The 15275-nt window shown below is 74.2% G+C and carries 10 protein-coding genes and 1 pseudogene; 3 read left to right on the top strand and 8 right to left on the bottom strand.

What is annotated here, in order from left to right; all coding sequences use genetic code 11:
* Positions 1-45: 45 nt before the first annotated feature.
* Positions 46-1158 carry a baeRF3 domain-containing protein gene (locus tag ACU6P3_RS31420; RefSeq protein ID WP_447195174.1) on the bottom strand — a complete coding sequence of 371 codons (1113 nt, stop codon included), beginning with the start codon at positions 1156-1158 and terminating at the stop codon, positions 46-48.
* A 301-nt stretch (positions 1159-1459) separates the two neighbouring features.
* On the opposite strand from ACU6P3_RS31420, the gene ACU6P3_RS31415 reads away from it, so the two are divergent.
* The gene (locus tag ACU6P3_RS31415; RefSeq protein WP_447195173.1) at positions 1460-2143 is read left to right on the top strand and encodes a flavin reductase family protein; all 684 of its coding nucleotides are present in this window, start codon (positions 1460-1462) and stop codon (positions 2141-2143) included.
* Here ACU6P3_RS31415 and ACU6P3_RS31410 read toward each other — a convergent pair.
* The 4 genes from ACU6P3_RS31410 to ACU6P3_RS31395 all read right to left on the bottom strand — a co-directional run bounded on the left by ACU6P3_RS31410 (position 2122) and on the right by ACU6P3_RS31395 (position 6661).
* A complete protein-coding gene (locus ACU6P3_RS31410; RefSeq protein ID WP_447198145.1) occupies positions 2122-4413 on the bottom strand; it encodes a glycoside hydrolase family 95 protein in 2292 nt (763 codons plus the stop codon). The two genes, ACU6P3_RS31415 and ACU6P3_RS31410, sit on opposite strands and share 22 nt — an antisense overlap.
* Before the next feature lie 297 nt (positions 4414-4710).
* On the bottom strand, positions 4711-5211 hold the full coding sequence (locus ACU6P3_RS31405; protein ID WP_030740181.1) for a hypothetical protein: 501 nt from the start codon (positions 5209-5211) through the stop codon (positions 4711-4713).
* A 362-nt stretch (positions 5212-5573) separates the two neighbouring features.
* Entirely contained in the window at positions 5574-6188 is a 615-nt protein-coding gene (locus ACU6P3_RS31400) for a CGNR zinc finger domain-containing protein (protein WP_447195172.1), read from the bottom strand.
* 230 nt (positions 6189-6418) lie between these two features.
* Positions 6419-6661: a DUF397 domain-containing protein gene (locus ACU6P3_RS31395; RefSeq protein ID WP_030740187.1), complete on the bottom strand. Its 243-nt coding sequence runs from the start codon at positions 6659-6661 to the stop codon at positions 6419-6421.
* Positions 6662-7133: 472 nt separating this feature from the next.
* Between ACU6P3_RS31395 and ACU6P3_RS31390 the strand changes: the two are divergent.
* A pseudogene (locus ACU6P3_RS31390) lies at positions 7134-8023 on the top strand (jacalin-like lectin); the annotation flags it as partial.
* A 180-nt stretch (positions 8024-8203) separates the two neighbouring features.
* Here ACU6P3_RS31390 and ACU6P3_RS31385 read toward each other — a convergent pair.
* Complete coding sequence (locus ACU6P3_RS31385; protein ID WP_447195171.1) at positions 8204-9310, bottom strand: calcium:cation antiporter; 1107 nt, start codon at positions 9308-9310, stop codon at positions 8204-8206.
* Positions 9311-9552: 242 nt separating this feature from the next.
* Between ACU6P3_RS31385 and ACU6P3_RS31380 the strand changes: the two genes are divergently transcribed.
* Positions 9553-11232: a serine hydrolase domain-containing protein gene (locus tag ACU6P3_RS31380; protein WP_447195170.1), complete on the top strand. Its 1680-nt coding sequence runs from the start codon at positions 9553-9555 to the stop codon at positions 11230-11232.
* Between the two features lie 27 nt (positions 11233-11259).
* Here the strand turns inward: ACU6P3_RS31380 and ACU6P3_RS31375 are convergent, their stop codons facing one another.
* Both ACU6P3_RS31375 and ACU6P3_RS31370 read right to left on the bottom strand, forming a co-directional pair.
* Positions 11260-12810 carry a phytoene desaturase family protein gene (locus ACU6P3_RS31375; RefSeq protein WP_447195169.1) on the bottom strand — a complete coding sequence of 517 codons (1551 nt, stop codon included), beginning with the start codon at positions 12808-12810 and terminating at the stop codon, positions 11260-11262.
* Between the two features lie 126 nt (positions 12811-12936).
* Positions 12937-15264 (bottom strand): serine/threonine-protein kinase, encoded by a 2328-nt coding sequence (locus ACU6P3_RS31370; protein WP_447195168.1) that lies wholly within the window; start codon positions 15262-15264, stop codon positions 12937-12939.
* Positions 15265-15275: the final 11 nt, after the last annotated feature.

Genomic DNA, 15275 nt, shown 5'->3' with positions numbered 1-15275 from the left:
CCCGCGGGTCGTGACGCGTCGGCCGGGTCGGTCAGCGGGCGGTCGTCAGTAGCGCAGGACCGCGGCGACGTGCTCGTGCTCGGCGAGCGTGCTGTCCGGCAGGAACACCACCTCCGCGCTGCCGTCCAGCGCGGTCTCGACCAGTTCGTCGACGATGTCGTCCCGTACGTCCGGCCGCGTCGCGGTCTCGTCGTTCACCGGCACCAGGTGGCCGTCGCAGACCCGTACCGTCCGACGGTAGTGCTCTTCGAGCGCGACCAGGTCGGCCCGTTTCTCCCGCACCGACTCCCACACCTCGTCGAGCCCGGCGGCGAAGGTGCGCCGGCTCTTGGCGTCGCCGAGCCGGTCCAGCACCTCGCGCCGCTGCCGCCGGGCGTGGTCCTCGACCACCGGTCGCAGCTCCCTGCGCAGGACCGGGGCGGGACCGTCCACGAGGCCGCCCTTGGCCAGTCGCCCGGCCGCCGCCTGCGAGACGGCGTTGCCCGCCTCCGCCAGCAACGCGAGCGCGGGCGGGAGGCCGACCAGGTGCAACGGCCGGGGCCTGCGCGCGAGTACCGCGCGCACCGCGTCGTCCACGGACCGCAGGAACCGGCGGGTCTCCTCGTCGGTGAAGGTGCTCGGTGTGTCGCCGACGCGCTCCTCCCGCTCGACGTCCCAGGTCTCCGTCGGCGCGGTCATGGGGAAGCCGTCGCCCCGGTGCTCCTGGAGCGACTCGCCCATGCCGCTCCACAGCGTGGCCCGGTCGGCGGCGACCCCCAGGGCCCAGTACGGCCGGGACTGGGCGAAGGCCGCGACCAGGTTGCGGGTGAGGTAGGAATCGGAGAACACGACCCGGGTGGGGACCTCGCGCGGGAGGTACCAGACGCGGTGCTCGTCGGCATCCGCGTGGATCAGCAGTCCGTCGAGCAGGAGGCGTGCCTCGACGCCCGCGACCGCACGGCCGAGCTGGATCTGGACGGCGGCCCGGGTGCGCCGGTCCACCTTCGGGTCGGACTCGAGCCGGTGCTCGGCCTCGGCGAGGAGGTTGCGCAATTGGACCGCGTCGCGTTCGCCCCGCGGGTCGCGCCGGTGCGTGGGCATGGTCAGGGAAACCGCCGGGTACGGGCGCGGGGCACGCAGCTCGCGCAGGACCTCGGGCGTCAGAACGTTGCTGTCCATGCTGTCCCTTCGCTCGGTGGAGGCCGGCGGCGGACGGAGGAGGACCGGTGCGGGCCTGGCGGGCACATGCCCATTTTGCTCGATACCGCCCGGTTCCGCAGCGGGACGCCGCTTCGGCGCGGCAGGGCCGCCAGGACACGAGGGGACGGAACTCGACAGGCAGGGCCCCGGGGCGAAAGCGCGTCGGCCCCGTGTGGGCCGGGCGCCCGTGTGGGCCACGGGGTCCACGGGTCCACCGGGTCCCTCGTCACTCGTGACACTTCGGCCCCCGCCGAAACGACCGGATCCTAGGCTGCCGCTCATGCACACAGCACCTCCCAGCGCCTCGTCCGCGAAGTCCGCCGCCACCCATCTGCCGATCGAGCCGAGCATCCTGTACTTCGGGACGCCCGTGGTGCTCCTGTCGACGGAGAACGAGGACGGCTCGTTCAACCTCGCCCCGATGTCCTCCGCGTGGGCGCTCGGACAGACGGTCGTGATCGGTCTGGGCCGCGAGGGGCAGACCGCGTACAACCTCGGCAGCCGGCCCGACCTGGTCATCAGCCTGCCGGCCCCCGCCCAGTGGGCGGCGGTGGAGAGGCTGGCGCCGCTGACCGGCCGGAATCCCGTGCCCGCGACCAAGGCCGAGGGCTGCCGCTTCGAGCCGGACAAGTTCGCCGCGGCGGGACTGGCGGCCGAACCGTCCCACCTGGTCCGGCCGCCCCGCGTCGCCGAATGCCCGATCCAGCTGGAGGCCCGCGCCGAGCGGGTGCGGCCGGACGTCTCCGGGGAGTTCGTCATCGTCGAGACCCTCGTGCACAAGGTCCACGCCGATCCGCGCGTCGTCGTCCCGGGCACCGACCACATCGACCCCGCCGCCTGGAGCCCCCTCATCTACAACTTCCGCCACTACTTCGGGCTCGGCCCGGAACTCGGCCGCTCCCACCGCTCCCGGACCCCCGGCGGCGGGCACGGCGCGTCCACTCAGTCCCCGGTGAACACGTAACGGCGTCCCGCGACGGTACGGAAGGTGTGCTCACCGCCGGGCAGCAACGTACTGCGCAGCGTGACCACCGCCGCCCGGTGCGCGCGCAGGACGATCCGGCGGGCCGTGCCCCCGGACCAGTCGATGTCGAGGGTCGCCCCGCCGCGCGCCCGCAGCCCCGTCACCCGGCCCTCGGGCCAGGTGGCCGGCAGGGCGGGCAGGACCTCGATCGGGCCGTGGTGGCTCTGGACGAGCATCTCCGCGATGCCCGCCGTGGCGCCGAAGTTGCCGTCGATCTGGAACGGCGGATGCGTGTCCCACAGGTTGGCCAGGGTGGAGCCCCGCAGCTGCTCGGCGAGCATGGTGTGCGCGTGGTCGCCGTCCCTCAGCCGCGCCCAGAAATTGATCTTCCATGCCTTGCTCCAGCCTGTCCCGCCGTCACCGCGCGCGGTCAGGGACACCCTGGCCGCCTCGGCCCAGGGGCCGCCGGCCTCGATCTGGCGGCCGGGGTGGAGTGCGAACAGGTGGGAGACGTGGCGGTGGTCGTCGGTCGGGCTGTCCAGGTCGGCCTTCCACTCCTGGAGCTGTCCCCAGGAGCCGATCCGCAGTCCGGGGTCGAGCGCCGCGAGTGTCCGCTCCAGACGGTCGCGGAAGGCTGCGGTGTCCCCCAGCGTCCTGGCGGCCTCCAGCGTGTTGGTGAGCAGGTCGTGGATGATCTGCTGGGACATGGCGGCGCCCGCCGTGACGTCGCCGTGCTCCGGTGAGTAGCTGGGGGTGGCGACGAGCGTTCCGTCGCGCGGGTCCGGACGCAGGGCGTCGAGCCAGAATTCGGCCGCCTCCTTCATCACCGGATAGGCGGTGGAGCGCAGGTAGCCGAGGGAACCGCTGAATCGGTAGTGCTCGTAGAGCTGCTGGGTGAGCCAGGCGGCGGCCTCCGGGAACCAGAAGGCGGTCGGGTAGTCGTGCACCCCGGTGAAACCGTAGGGGTTGGTCTCGTTGTGCACGACCCAGCCCGGCGAGCCGAACAGCGCCCGTGCGCTACGACGGCCGGGGGCCCGCAGGGCGGCGACGAAACGGTCGTAGGGGACGGTGGTCTCCGCCAGGTTGGTGACCTCGGCCGGCCAGTAGTTCATCTGGAGGTTGATGTTGACGTGGTAGTCCGCGGACCAGGGCGGGCTGACGCTGTTGTTCCACACGCCCTGGAGGTTCGCGGGCAGGGAGCCGGCGCGCGAGGAGGCGATGAGGAGGTAGCGGCCGTACTGGAAGTACAGCGCTTCGAGCGCCCGGTCGGCGGCGGATCCGGTGCCCGCCCCGGTGCCAGTCGCAGCTCCCGCCGCGGTGCCGGTCCCGGCCTCCGCCCCGGTGTCGCCGTAGCGCGCCAGGAGTTCGTCGGTGGGCAGTGCGGGCAGGCGGCCCCCGAGGTCGAGCGTGACCCGGCCGAAGAGCGCGCGGTGGTCACGGACGTGCTCGGCGCGCAGGTCTTCGTACGGGCGGGCGACGGCGGTGTCCGCCGTACGGGTGACCAGCCGGTGGGGGTCGTCGCCCCGGTAGCGTGGGAAGGTGTCCGCGTAGTCGGTGCCCGCGGCGAGGACGAACCAGGCGCTGTCCGCCCCGGTGACGGTGAGCGTCCCGTCGGCTCCCGCGCTGACCCGGCCGCCTGCGGCGCGCACCCGTATCCCCGCCTCGAAGCGCAGCCCGTTGTCCCGCAGCGCACCCCGCACCGTGAGGCGGTCGCCGCGTGCGGCGGCGGTGAAGTCCTCGCGCGGCGAGGTGTACCGGAGGGTGAAGCCCACCTGTCCCGGCCGGTCGGCCCGGAACCGTCCGACGATCACCCGGGCGGGGAAGGAGGCGAAGAACTCCCTGGTGTACGTGGTGTCCTGGTGGGTGTACGTGACGGACGCGACGGCGGAGCCGAGGTCGAGCGCACGGCGGTAGGAGGCGTCGGGAACCGTCGGCGCCCCGGGCACGGCGATCTCCAGCTCACCGAGAACCTGATGGGCGCCGTAGCCGCGCTTGGCCTGGCCCAGCCGGGCGGCTGCCTCTTCCGGAGAGATACGGCCCGCCGCGTCGAGGCGTTCCCGGACGGCATCGAGGGCGCCGGGGCGGGGCTCGGTCCAGTCGCCGTGGTCATAGCCGTCGGCCGCCCCCGGACCACCGGTCCACAGGGTCTTCTCCGTGACAACGAGCCGCTCGTCCCGCAGCGTGCCGAGGACGCTCGCGCCGAGCGCGCCGTTGCCGACGGGCAGCGACTCGCGCTCCCAGTCGGAGGCGGGCGCCCGGTACCAGAGCATGGGTCCGGGCGTCGGCTCAAGCGGCAACTCGAGGGAGAACTCACGCGCTGATTCATCGGATGGGTCGGCGGCTGCGGCCGAGGGCGGCACCGGCACACCGCCGACCAGGGCACCGGCTGCCCCGAGAGCAGAAGCGATGGTGGTTCTGCGGCGGATCCCAGAGGTCATGACCAGTCACGGTAAAAGTCGGATGACTGAATCGGCAAGAGACATGCACGAGACATGACAGATCCGCCCCCGCGGCAGCGGTGCGGAGGCGGATCGGTGGAGGGCGGGCCCGGAAGCCGCGCCGGAGCCTCAGCCCTGCTGGAACAGTTCCGCCGGGAGTGGCTTCAGCAGGGCGTAGAGGTCGTCGGTGATCGGCCGGTCCCAGCTGGCGATCGTGACGAGCACATGGTCACTGCGGTCGAACTGCACGCAGGAAATGCGGCTTTCGGAGAGCTTGACGCGGCGCACGATCAGCAGGTTGTCCCCCTGCATGACAGGGATGTCCTCGGTGTCCACCACCTCGACGGGCTCGTCGTTCTCCAGCGCCAGCAGCAGCTGGGCGACCTCGAACGGGACCTGTCCGTCCGCCGGCTCGCGGGCCGGGGAGCCCTCGGGCAGGTTGCCGATGATCATCGCGGGGCCGCGCCCGCCGAAGAGGTCGTAGCGGAGGAAGACGCCCTGGCAGCTGCCGTCGGGGGCGGGCAGCAGACCGGCGCCCAGGTTTCCGGGCCAGTCCCCCGGGTCCATGGCCAGGACGTCGAAGTCCGGACCCGCGGGTGTGGCGGCGCTGCGGCGGCGGAGGAAGGACATCCCACCATGGTACGGGTTCTCGTCACCTGTCCGGAGCCGGGTGAAGGCCGGTGCCGCGTCAGCCGGGGTTCGCCCCGCTCGCCGCCCTGGCACGGCCATCCGCGGCGTTGCCGACCCGACCGGGCAGGCCCACTACGAGGCCGATTCGGCGCCTTGCGGCCGACCGCACCAGGACACCCCGCCACCGGGCAGGCCTGGGCCGACGCGGCACCAGGTCGCGACATGGCGGACGGCATGCCGCACGGACCGCTCACCCCCAGTCCGGCGCGGCCGGTACGCCCGGTTCGGCACGCCCGCGCCCGGTCGGCCGCACCCGGTCCCCCCGCACGCGGTCCGGTACGCCCGCTCCGCCGCGGCCCGGGTCACGCCTGCGCCCGGTCCGGCACGCGGTGGCGCTCGTGGTGGCGGGCGACGCGGGCACGGTTGCCGCAGGCAGGACGGCACCACTCCTGCCGCGGGTGTTCCTTGAGGAAGTACCGCACGCAGCGCGGTGCGTGGCAGGCGCGCAGCTTGTCCCGGTCGGGCCCGGCGAGGAAGGCGATGGCGGCGCGGGCCAGCGCGGCGGACAGGGCCGCGCGCTCCCCGACGGACCGGGCCGGGCCGCTGTCCGCGGCGGGAGCGGCCCCCTCCGGCCAGTCGAGCCGCGGCACGGTGGGCACGGCGGCGGCCGCCGCGTTGACCCGTCGCAGCGCCTCGACGGACGGCATCAGCCGCCGGGCGTCGGCGGGGCTCGGCGGCTCGGGCCGTACGGCTCGGGCGAACAGCGCCCGGATCGCGGCGCGCAGCTCCCGCACGTCCGCGAGTTCGGCATCGCCCGCGGCGAACACCGCGGCGTCGAGATCCGGGGCGAGCTGGTCGGCGTGGGCCAGGACCCACCGGGCGAGCTCCCCCGGCGTGGTGAGATCGTCGGTCACTCCGCCCCGACCGTCGTGACGGATGGTGAGGGCGAGGTCGAGGACGAGATCACGGGCAGCCATGAGCTAATGCTAACGTCACGATCAAACGTTAGATCCAGTGGCTGTAGCCCGGTTCCGGAACGCCCCGGCGAGCGGCTTCGGAAGCGGCCCCGGCGCACGAGGCGGCACGCCGGGGCCGGCCGGGGCCGTCGCGACCGGCCGGAGCCCGGGCCCGCCCACGACCAGGCCCGCACCGCACCACACCGCACCGGCATCTCGTACGTTCCGACTGGCTACGCGGGCGCGCTCGGTCAGGTGAGGTCGAACTCCCCGTCGCGCGCGTTGATCACGAAGGCCCGCCACTCCGCCGGGGTGAAGATCAGTGAGGGGCTCTCCGGCCTGCCGCTGTTGCGCATCGCGATGAATCCCTCGACGAAGGCGATCTGGACGTCCCCCCTGCCACGGCTGCCCGACCGCCAGTCGGCGTTGCTCAGATCGAGTTCGGGCTTGTCCCACCCCGAAAGCGGCTTGTGCGTGGTGGTGCGCTCTGCCACGTCCTGCTCCTCCCGCTGCGTCGTCCCGGGCCACCCTATCGATCGTGCCCGGTCCGTAACAGGCTGCGGTGATCGCCACCGCGAACCCCGGGGCCCGGCGCCCCTCCCCGCACCGGGCGCCGCGACGGGGCAAACGTTGCCGGGAGGGGCACTGGCGTGCGGCAGCGCAGATGAACCTCTCCCGGCACGGGCGCCTCATGCCGTGCGTGTCCTCGCGACGGAACCGCGGCACGGGCAGGGCGTCACGGGCCTCGTCCGATGCCCCGGCCCCCGCCCCGCGGCCGTCGGTCCCGCCGCACCCATCCCCCAGGAGTGACCCCCCACCATGCGCGGCCCGACACACCCGCCGACCCGCGTCCCGTTCCGCGGAGTCCTCGCCGCCGTGACGGCCGGCGTGCTCGCGCTCACCTCTCTCGCCACCGTCGGCACGGGACCGGCCACCGCGTCCGCCGCGCCACTCGCCGCGCGGACCGAGGGTGTCTTCGTGGACCTGTACAACGTCCACACCAACGCAGACACCACGGACGCCGCGCTCGCCGCCCGCCGCGCCAACATCGAACAGCTCTCCGACTTCATCCAGGCGTACAGCACCGGCAACGCGGTCGTCGTCATGGGCGACACGAACACCCGCTACACCCGCACCGGCGACAACATCCGCACGCTTCTGACCGAGAACGGTCCGACCGACGCGTGGGTGCGGCTGGTACGGGGCGGTTCGGCCCCGGCCGCCGGGAGTGACGCGCTGGTCTGCGACGCGGCGGCGCCGACCGACTCCTGCGAGGTCGTCGACAAGGTCCTCTACCGCGGCGGCCCGCTGGTGAACCTCGTGGCCACCCGCTACGCCAACGAGTGGCGAGGCTTCCTGGACACCGGCGGGAAGCACCTGTCCGACCACTACCCGCACGCCGTCGGGTTCTCCTGGTCGCTGCCGGAGAACCGGCGGGCCTCCGACACCTTCGGCGGTCCGCACGGCACCGCGTTCAACGACGGTGACGTCCTGCCCTCGGCGCCGGCCCCCGGACCCTCACCCTGCGCGGCGGGTCCCGGCTCGACGCCGTCCGGCTCACGCTCGACGGGGGCACGGTTCTCGGGCACGGCGGTACGGGAGGCACGGCCACGTCGCTCACCCTGGCCGCGGACGAGCATCTGACATCCGTCCGGCTGACCCGCGGCCAGAAGGACGGCCGGACGCGGATCTTCTCCGCCGCGTTCACCACCGACGCGGGCCGCACCCTGTCGTCCGGCACGCCCACCTCGGACGCGGTCACCTACACGGCCCCGGCGGGGTGGCGGATCGTGGGCTTCACCGGCCGCGCGACCGACGAGATCGACAAGCTCGGCGTCGTCTACGCACCGCGCTGAGCGCTCCGTACGGCAACGGGCCGGGAGCGGAACGCCCGTGCGGCGCCGGGCCGGACCGAGGGCGGGACGTCGGTCCGGCCCGGCAGCACGCCCCGCCCCCGTCCCCGCGCGGTCCGCCTCCCCCGGCCCCGTCCGGAGGCCGGTCCCGCCCACCGGCCCCCCTTCAGAGGCCGGGCCCGTTCACGGGCTGATCGCCAGGAACACGAACGCCGTGAAGATTCCCAGGTGGACGCCGCCCTGGAGCAGCGTGGCCCGGCCCGGGGCGACCGTCAGCGCGCCCACCACGACCGTCAGGGCGAGCAGCACCATGTGCGTGGCGTCCAGGCCGAGCACCAGCGGTCCCGACAGCCAGACCATGGCGAGCGCGATCGCGGGGATGGTGAGCCCGATGCTCGCCATGGCCGAGCCGAGCGCCAGGTTGAGGCTGATCTGGACCCGTTCCCGGCGGGCCGCGCGCACGGCGGCCAGCGTCTCCGGCAGCAGCACCAGCAGGGCGATGACGACCCCGACGAAGGCCTGCGGCAGCCCGGCGGACACCACGCCCGATTCGATGGCGGGGGACACCGTCTTGGCGTCCCCGACGACGGCGACCAGCGCCACCAGGAGCATCACCAGGCTCAGAACGGTGGCGCGCCGGCCGGGCAGCGGGGCGTGCGACTCCTCCTCGCGCACCGCGCCGCGCTGGGTGACGGGCAGGAAGTAGTCGCGATGCCGTACGGTCTGGACCGCGACGAAGAGCCCGTACAGCACGAGCGAGGCGACCGCGGCGAAGCCCAGTTGCGCCGCGGAGAAGCGAGGGCCCGGCTCGCTGGTGGTGAACGTCGGCAGCACCAGCGTCAGGGTGGCCAGTGTCGCCACCGTGGCGAGCGCGGCTCCCGATCCCTCGGCGTTGAACACGGCGACCCTGCTGCGGACCGCTCCCACCAGCAGACACAGTCCGACGATGCCGTTGCAGGTGATCATGACCGCGGCGAAGACGGTGTCCCGGGCGAGCGTGGCCGTCTTGCCGCCGCCGTCCACCATCAGGGTGACGATCAGCGCGACCTCGATGACGGTGACCGCGACCGCCAGCACCAGCGATCCGAACGGCTCCCCGACCCGGTGCGCGACGACCTCGGCGTGGTGCACGGCGGCGAGCACCGCCCCCGCGAGACAGAGCGCGACCACACCGACCGCCCAGCCGGGCAGGCTCCGTCCCCAGCCGAGGACGAGCGCGACCACCGCCAGCAGCGGTACGAGCACGGTCCACCGGGACGTCAGGGACCTGATGGCGCCACTCGTCGTCATACGCCCACGCTGCCAGAGGCGGCCCGGGCGCGCGCGCAGGGCTGCGCGGGAGGAGGACGCCACGAGGGGGCGCCGCGACGGGTGACGCGGCGCGCGGCACCGCACCGCGCGGGGGCTCAGCGGCCGAGCGCCACCGGAACGTACGGTACCGCGACGGTTGACAGCGCTTCCGTACGGCAAGAGAGTTCCCTGTGTCGCTCGAATATCGGAAGACGCTTTCATCATTCGGGGGAGGTCTGCTGATGGCGGTGGACGCCGCGGGCGGTGGGAGGACCACGCTTCGGCGCGGTTCCGCCGAGCGAGCCGGGCTGATCCGGCGTCAGCTGGACCTGCTGGTCGACGACGCCACCGCCTTCCTCGGCCCCTCCCCCGCCCGTCCGTGGTACGCGGGCGCCGTCCTGCTCGCGGGGCGGGGCGGGACGGTGGCCCTGCACCGCCCGATCGGCATGGCCGTGCGCTACGCCGCGTACGACGAGAAGACCGACACGGCGGTGGAGCTGCCACCGGAGCGGCGCGTCCCGATGACCGAGGACACGGTGTTCGACCTGGCGTCGGTCTCCAAGCTGTTCACGTCCGTCCTCACCGTCCAGGCGGTCGAGCGCGGCACGCTGGAGCTGGAGGGGAAGGCCGCCACGTACCTTCCCGAGTTCGGCGCGGCGGGCAAACAGGACATCACCGTACGGCAGCTGCTGACCCACACGTCCGGCCTGCGCGCCTGGCTCCCGCTGTACGCGGAGCCGACCCACGAGGGGCGGCTGCGGCTGCTGTGGAACGAGGCCCCCACGAGCCCGCCCGGGACGGCCTACCTCTACTCGGACCTCAATCTGATCGCCCTCCAGCTGGTCCTGGAGCACGTCACCGGCCGGAGACTCGACAGGCTGCTCCACGACGAGATCACCGGACCGCTCGGGATGCGCCGTACGCGCTACAACCCGCCCGCCTCCTGGCGGCCGGGAATCGCCGCCACCGAGGACGCCCGGCCGCCGTGGTCCGGGCTCGACCGGGGCATGGTGCACGGCGAGGTGCACGACGAGAACGCGTACGCCCTCGGCGGGGTGGCGGGGCACGCGGGTGTCTTCAGCCGCGCCTGGGACCTGGCGGTGCTCGCCCGTACGCTGCTCAACGGCGGCGCGTACGGAAGGGCACGGATCCTCGGGGAGGAGGCGGTGGAGCTGATGTTCACCGACTTCAACGCCGGTTTCCCCGGACACGCGCACGGCCTGGGCTTCGAGCTCCACCAGCACTGGTACATGGGCGCGATGGCCACGCCGCGCACGGCGGGCCACACGGGGTTCACCGGCACCAGCCTGGTCCTCGATCCGACGACCGACTCGTTCCTCGTCGTCCTGGGCAACTCCGTGCACCCGGTGCGCACCTGGCGCTCCGGGAGCGCGCCGCGCGTGGCGACGGCGAACCGGCTGGCCCGCGCCGTGCCGGTCCGCCCGGCGCCGGGGCGGGCCGCCTGGTTCTCCGGCATGGCGAACGGCACGACCGCGACCCTGACCCTGCCACCGGTTCGGACCCGGTCCGCGCACGGAGGGCTGCGCTGCTCGCTGTGGTGGGACACCGAACCGGACGCCGACAGGCTGTTCCTGGAGGTGTCGGCGGACGGCGGGCGGAACTGGCGGCCGCTGCCTTTCACGACGGTGCGGCCGGGGCAGGAGCCGCGGACGCACCCGACGGGCTCGGTGACGGGGTGGTCCGGCCGGCGCACCCACCGGCTCAGTGCCTCGCTCGCCGGCCTGCGCGGCGAGGAGGCGCGGCTGCGCTGGCGGTACGTCACGGACCGGCTCTACGTCGGGCGCGGGGCGTACGTGACGGGGCTGCGCGTTCAGGACGGCGGCCGGACCGTCTTCGACGAGGACCGGCCCGGGGACGCGGCACGGATCGAGGCGGTGGGGTGGGCGCTGTCCGCCGACTGACCCGTTCGGGTGAGAACCGCCGGCCGCTCATCGGCCCAGGACCGCCATCGCCGCGTTGTGGCCCGGCACCCCGCTGACCCCGCCGCCCCGCACGGCGCCCGCGCCGCACAGCAGCACGTTGGCGTGCGCCGTCTCCACGCCCCAGCGCCCCGTCTCCTCCATGGCGTAGGGGAAGGCCAGGTCCCGGTGGAAGATGTGGCCGCCGGGCAGCCGCAGGTCGCGTTCGAGGTCGAGCGGCGTCCTGGCCTCGACGCAGGGCCGTCCGTGCGCGTCCAGGGCGAGACAGTCGGCGATCGGTTCCGCGAGCCGCTGGTCCAGTTGGTCCAGGGTGGCGGCGAGCAGCCGGGCGCGTACGGCGTCGTTGTCCTCGGCGAACAGCCGGGCCGGGGTGTGCAGTCCGAACAGCGTGAGCGTGTGGTGGCCGCTGCCCGCGAGGTCGGGCCCGAGGATCGACGGGTCGGTCAGGGAGTGGCAGTAGATCTCCGACGGCGGGGCGGTGGGCAGCCGCCCCGCGGCGGCCTCCTGATAGGCGGTGGCCAACTGTTCGTACCCTTCCGCGACATGGAAGGTGCCCGCGAAGGCCTCCCGCGGGTCCACGGAGGCGTCGCGCAGCCGGGGCAGCCTGCGGAGCAACATGTTGACCTTGAGCTGGGCCCCCTCGGCGGCGGGGGGCCGTTCCTCGCCGAGGAGGTCGGCGAGCGCCTGGGGTGAAGCGTTCACCAGGACATGACGTGCCGTGACCGTGCCGTTCGTCGGGTCGGCCGCGGGTCCGCCGGGGGTACGGAAGGCGACCTCGGCGGTGGCCCCGTCCGTGTCGACACGGGTCGCCTCGTGACCGGTGACGATCTCCGCGCCGGCCGAACGCGCGGTGTCCGCCAGGGCGTCGGTGAGCGCGCCCATCCCGCCGACAGGTACGTCCCAGTCCCCGGTGCCGCCGCCGATGACGTGGTAGAGGAAGCACCGGTTCTGTACGAGCGAGGGGTCATGGGCGTCGGCGAAGGTGCCGATCAGCGCGTCGGTCAGCACGACGCCCCGCACGAGGTCATGGCGGAAGCGCTCCTCGACCGCGACGCCGATGGGCTCCTCGAAGAGCGTCCGCCAGGCCGTCGCGTCGTCCAGGTGGGCGCGCAGTTCGTCCCGGGTGAGCAGCGGCTCGGTGAGGATGGGGAAGATCCGCTCGGCCACCCGGCGCGTCATCCCGTAGAAGTCCCGCCAGGCCGCGTACTCCCGCTCCCCGCCGGTCAGCACGGCGAGCGACGCGCGCGTACGGCCCTCGCCCACCAGCAGGCCGCCGTCGCCCAGCGGTGTGTACGAGGACACGGTCCGCTTGCGGACGGCGAAGCGCAGCCCGAGCTCCCGCACGATCTTCCGGGGCAGCAGGGAGACGAGGTAGGAGTAGCGGGAGATCCGCGCGTCGACCCCTTCGAACGGCCGGGCGGAGACGGCCGCCCCACCGGTGTTCCCGAGCCGTTCCAGCACGAGTACCGAGCGCCCGGCGCGGGCGAGATAGGCGGCGGCGACCAGACCGTTGTGGCCGCCGCCCACGATGACGACGTCGTACGAGAGATGTGCGGGCATGGCTCTTGGTAACACGCGGATGATCGCGGAGCCAGGGCGCGACGGGAGAACGTCGCGCCCGTCGCGTGCCACCGGGCGCGGGCCGGGAGCGGACGGTGCCCGGCAGGCCGGCATCGGGGGCGGGCGTCAGTCGGGCGGCGGCACGGGCCGGCCGCTCAGGGCCGCCGCCCTGCGGTACAGCTCCGCCGCCTCCGCCCGTCTGCCCAGCCGTTCCAGGCAGTGCGCCTCGTCGTTGCGGGCCGCCAGGGTGTCCGGGTGGGCGGGGCCCAGGACACGCTCCCTGTCCTCGGCGACCCGCCGGTACACCGGCAGGGAGTCGGACCAGCGCCCGAGCCAGCCGAGACCGACGGCGATCTCACGGCGGCTGACGATCGTGTCGGGATGGTCGGGCCCGAGGACGCCCTCCCGGGCCGCGCACACCTCGCGCGCCTCGGCCACCGCCTCCTCCCAGCGCATCAGCCGGCCGAGGTTGACCCCGAGGCCGTGGCGGGCCCGCAGGGTCTCCGGGTGCAGCGCTCCCTGCGCGCGGGTGCGGTCGTCGACGAGGACGCGGTACAGCTCCAGCGCCTCCGCGCCCCGGCCCAGCCGGCCCAGGCAGATGCCGGCCTCGTAGCGGGCGGCGAGGGTGTCCGGGTGGTGCGGGCCCAGTACCCGGGCACGGGCCTCGGCGACGTCGCGGTAGCCGCCGAGCGCCTCGGCCCAGCGGCCCAGCCGGCCCAGCGCGTGCGCCACCTCGTACCGGGTGGCGAGCGTGTCCGGGTGCGCTTCGCCGAGCACCCGGGCGCGGCCTTCGGCGACCTGTCGCGCCGTGGCGTACGCCTCCTCCGGGCGACCCAGCAGGCCCAGGTTGTAGGCCAGGTTGTGGCGGCAGCGCAGGGTGTCGGGGTGGTCCGGGCCCGTCGTGCGCTCGCGCGCGGCCAGGACCGCGGCGAAGATCTGGTGGGCCTCGAAGTGCCGGCCGAGTTCCCCGAGGACGTACCCCAGCTCCTGACGGGCGGCGAGCGTGTCGGGGTGATCGGGGCCGAGAACGCGTTCCCGGCCCTGGGCGACCTGGGTGAACTCGCGCAGTGCCCGCGCGGTCCGGCCGGTCCTCGCGAGGCTGATGCCGACCTCGTACCGGCTGCCGAGCGTGTCGGGATGGTCGGGCCCGAGGGCGTGCGCGCGTTCGGCGGCGACCGCCCGGTGCACCTCGCCGGCCTCCTCCCAGCGGCCCAGCCGGCCCAGGCTCAGCCCGGCGTTGTGCCGGCCGGCGAGCACGGCGAGCAGATCGGGCGACGGCGCGGCCGGTGCCGGCGGGAAGGCGGCGGTGGACACCGGAGCGTGCGAGGCCGCGGATCCGGACGGACGGGTCCACGCCCCCGTCAGACCGGCGCCGCCGTCCGGCGGGGCGGGCCACGGCCCCGGGGGGCCCACCGCCTTGTGCCCCGTCGTCATCCCGCGCGTCCAGGCCGGCAGCGGCGCCTCGGCGGCACCCCCCGAGGACGCGGGCGGGGACGAGGGCGGAGGCAAGGACGAGGACGCGGGCGGCGGGAACGCGGCGGGCCCCGCGTGGGGAGGGCCCGGCGGGGGCAGCGACTCCGCGGAGTGGCCGCGCGCCGCCGTACCCGCGCACGCCGCGCCGATCCGGCGCCGGAGGTCACCCGCGTCCACGGGCCGTTCGTCGGGCGTCTTGGCCAGCAGACCGAGGATCAGCGGGTCGAAGAAGCCGGGGAGTTCGGGGCGGCGCCGGCTCGGCGGCTCGGGGATCGTGTCACGGTGGCCGACGAGGACGGACCAGGCGTCCTCCAGGTCGAACGGCGGGGCGCCGGTGGCGATCTCGTAGAGCACGCACCCCAGCGAGTACAGATCGCTGCGGTGGTCGACCTGGCCGCCGCCGATCTGTTCGGGCGACATGTAGTGCGGGGTCCCCATGGCGACGCCCGTACCGGTGAGCCGCGAGGTGAAACCGATGTCATGGCCGAGGCGGGCGATCCCGAAATCGCAGATCTTCACCGTGCCGTCGGTGAGCCGCATGATGTTGGCCGGCTTGAGGTCCCGGTGGACGATGCCCTGTTCGTGCGTGTACGCGAGGGCGTCCGTGATCTGTTCCGCGATGTCGACCACGTCGCGCACCGGGAGCGGCCGCCGCCCGTTGTCCTCCAGGAGCTGGCTGAGGTTGCGGCCCTCGAGCAGCTCCATGACGAGGTACAGGACACCGTCGTCCTCGCCGAAGTCGTGGACGACCGTGACGCCCCGGTGCTGGAGGGCCGCCGCGACCCGCCCCTCGCGCCGGAAGCGCTCGCGCATGATCCGGGTGAACGAATGGTCCTGGCGGGGCCCCAGGGGCTTGAGGCACTTGACGGCGACCTGCCGGCCGAGCGACTCGTCACGCGCGCGCCAGACCTCCCCCATGCCGCCACGCCCGATCAGGTCCAGCAGCTGGTAGCGGCCCTGGATCAGCCTGGTGTCCGCCATCGCGCGCCGTC

This window comes from Streptomyces hebeiensis (genome assembly GCF_052983195.1).
Note: the sequence above shows the minus strand (reverse complement) of the source record. Positions and strands in the feature narration are given on the sequence as shown.

Excerpts from the sequence above, each read along its gene's own strand:
- ACU6P3_RS31420 (WP_447195174.1), bottom strand. The coding sequence starts at position 1,158 with ATGGACAGCAACGTTCTGACGCCCGAGGTCCTGCGCGAGCTGCGTGCC.
- ACU6P3_RS31415 (WP_447195173.1), top strand. The coding sequence starts at position 1,460 with ATGCACACAGCACCTCCCAGCGCCTCGTCCGCGAAGTCCGCCGCCACC.
- ACU6P3_RS31410 (WP_447198145.1), bottom strand. The coding sequence starts at position 4,413 with ATGCTCTGGTACCGGGCGCCCGCCTCCGACTGGGAGCGCGAGTCGCTG.
- ACU6P3_RS31405 (WP_030740181.1), bottom strand. The coding sequence starts at position 5,211 with ATGTCCTTCCTCCGCCGCCGCAGCGCCGCCACACCCGCGGGTCCGGAC.
- ACU6P3_RS31400 (WP_447195172.1), bottom strand. The coding sequence starts at position 6,188 with ATGGCTGCCCGTGATCTCGTCCTCGACCTCGCCCTCACCATCCGTCAC.
- ACU6P3_RS31385 (WP_447195171.1), bottom strand. The coding sequence starts at position 9,310 with ATGACGACGAGTGGCGCCATCAGGTCCCTGACGTCCCGGTGGACCGTG.
- ACU6P3_RS31380 (WP_447195170.1), top strand. The coding sequence starts at position 9,553 with ATGGCGGTGGACGCCGCGGGCGGTGGGAGGACCACGCTTCGGCGCGGT.
- ACU6P3_RS31375 (WP_447195169.1), bottom strand. The coding sequence starts at position 12,810 with ATGCCCGCACATCTCTCGTACGACGTCGTCATCGTGGGCGGCGGCCAC.
- ACU6P3_RS31370 (WP_447195168.1), bottom strand. The coding sequence starts at position 15,264 with ATGGCGGACACCAGGCTGATCCAGGGCCGCTACCAGCTGCTGGACCTG.